Here is a 2234-nt window from a genome sequence, read left to right on the forward strand (position 1 = left end):
TTTATAACTAGAAGCTATGCTTCTCACGTGAGCAAGCTCTACGTCTACAAATAAATTTAACGCTGTGGTTAAACTCACTTGTAGCCACACACCTTGCTGGCGTGTAAAAACGCAGTTTTTAAAATAGCTTTATAACTAGAAGCTATGCTTCTCGCGTGAGCAAGCTCAACGTCTACACTATATATCAAACCAAAGCGTTACCAATTTTGCATTTCGACTATGCGTGATTGTGTGCGTGCATATTCAAAGCGCAATTTTTTACCTTTATACAAATGTTCAATGTCGGTTTGCGCATTTATTACCAGCAATTTATGGCAATCGTAAAATTCATCTACTAAGGCAATAAAGCGACGCGCTTCGTCGTCAAAGGTGTGCTCATCAAGCGTTTGTTTTTCGCGCTGATAACTATCTTCTATACCGTGAACTATAACTTTACCCGTCGCCTTAACACCCATTTGTGGCACATTCGATACATATAACACATCAAATTGCGTTGCTAAATACATATAATCGTTAGCACTACGCGGGCCGGAGCATAGCGCCATAAAATCAATCATTAAGGCATTATCGGCTTTTAATAAATAAGGTAAATCACGGCCATGCACGCTAATTGTATTGCTGTATGTTGCAGCAGGATAAGAAACTAAAAACTCATTTTGAAAATCATGTTTAGGTAAATTAATAAAATAGTGCCGGCTGTTTTTACCATATCTAAAGCGGTGATCGTCCTCCCCTGCCACGTTAATTATATGGCAATGGTTATTAATTAAATCGATAGTAGGTAAAAATCGCACTCGTTGTAGGCCGTTGTAATAAAGCTGCTCTGGCTTTGCGTTCGATGTGGCCACCAGCACAACACCTTGTTCAAACAACGCATTGAACAATCTGGCCATAATCATGGCATCGCCGATGTCGCTCACAAAAAACTCGTCAAAACACAGTAAACGGATGTTTTTAGCCCACTGTTTTGCAATTAAGATTAATGGATTTTTTTGACCTTGTAGCTTCGAAAGTTGGGCATGCACTTGTGCTATAAAATGATGAAAATGCAGCCGCTGCTTTTGCTCAATCGGTAGGTTTTTATAAAATAAATCCATCAGCATAGATTTACCGCGCCCTACTGGTCCATATAAATAAACACCTTTTGTTAAGGGCGCTTTTTGCCACCATAATGTGTGAACTTGAAGTTGCTCGCCTAACGTATTTAAAGCTTCCACCGCATTTTGCTGCGCAGCATCAAAACACAGTTCACCCGTGTCTATTTTTGCTTGGTAAAGGCTTAATATTTGTGTGCTGTGCACTGTCATGGTATTTCACTATCGGCTATAATCGCGCCCATTGTAGCCGACTAAAAATGTGAACCAAAATGAAATTCCCTTGCCGCTTAGATAAATTTATTAGCCACTTAGCTGAAATGCCACGCACGCAAGCCCGCGCTAGTATTAAGCGAAAAGAAGTAAGCGTTAATGGCGAAATAATTACCTCACATAATTTTCAGCTAGCCCAGCAAGATGAAGTACTGCACCAAGGTACGCCTTTGGTATTTTTAGGTAAGCGCTATTACATGCTAAATAAACCTGTTGGCTATGTATGCGCTAATAGTGACGAGCTACACAAAACCGTTTTTGACTTACTTGATGAGCCAAATATGAGCGACTTTCACGTGGCAGGCCGCCTTGATATAGATACCACAGGATTAGTTATAATTACCAATGATGGCGATTGGTCACATAAAATCACGTCACCTAAAAGTAATAAATTTAAAACCTACTTAGTCGAAACTCAAGAGCCTATAACCGACGAAGCGCTTGAGCAATTACGAACAGGTGTCATGCTCCATAATGAAAAAGATTTAACCCGCCCAGCGATTGCCGAACGACTTGCTAATTACGGACTGCGTTTATCAATAAGTGAAGGTAAGTATCATCAAGTTAAGCGTATGCTTTACGCGGTAGATAACAAAGTCGTTGAGTTACATCGCGAGCAGATTGCAGGCATTAAATTAGATGAAAACTTGGCAAGTGGTGAATATAGATTGCTAACAGCTGATGAGATTAAATTATAAAACCTCACCTACGATATGTAAAACCCTGTAGGTGCGAATTTACTTCGCGCTCATGTAACGTGGCTTGGGTGTTTAAAAAAGCGAGGTATAAAACCTCACCTACAATATGTAAAACCCTGTTGGTACGAATTTACTTCGCGCTCATGTAACGTGGCTTGGGTGTTTAAAA

Annotated in this window: 2 protein-coding genes; one reads left to right on the forward strand and one right to left on the reverse strand. The window is 40.1% G+C overall.

The window, feature by feature from the left end; all coding sequences use genetic code 11:
- Positions 1-197 precede the first annotated feature (197 nt).
- Entirely contained in the window at positions 198-1307 is a 1110-nt protein-coding gene (gene zapE / locus P20495_RS00530) for a cell division protein ZapE (protein WP_008139409.1), read from the reverse strand.
- 59 nt (positions 1308-1366) lie between these two features.
- On the opposite strand from zapE, the gene rsuA reads away from it, so the two are divergent.
- Positions 1367-2065, forward strand: coding sequence for a 16S rRNA pseudouridine(516) synthase RsuA (rsuA, locus tag P20495_RS00525; RefSeq protein WP_008139411.1), 699 nt, complete (start codon positions 1367-1369; stop codon positions 2063-2065).
- The last annotated feature ends 169 nt before the right edge of the window (positions 2066-2234 follow it).

Source organism: Pseudoalteromonas sp. BSi20495 (assembly GCF_000241185.1).
Taxonomy (GTDB): domain Bacteria; phylum Pseudomonadota; class Gammaproteobacteria; order Enterobacterales; family Alteromonadaceae; genus Pseudoalteromonas; species Pseudoalteromonas fuliginea.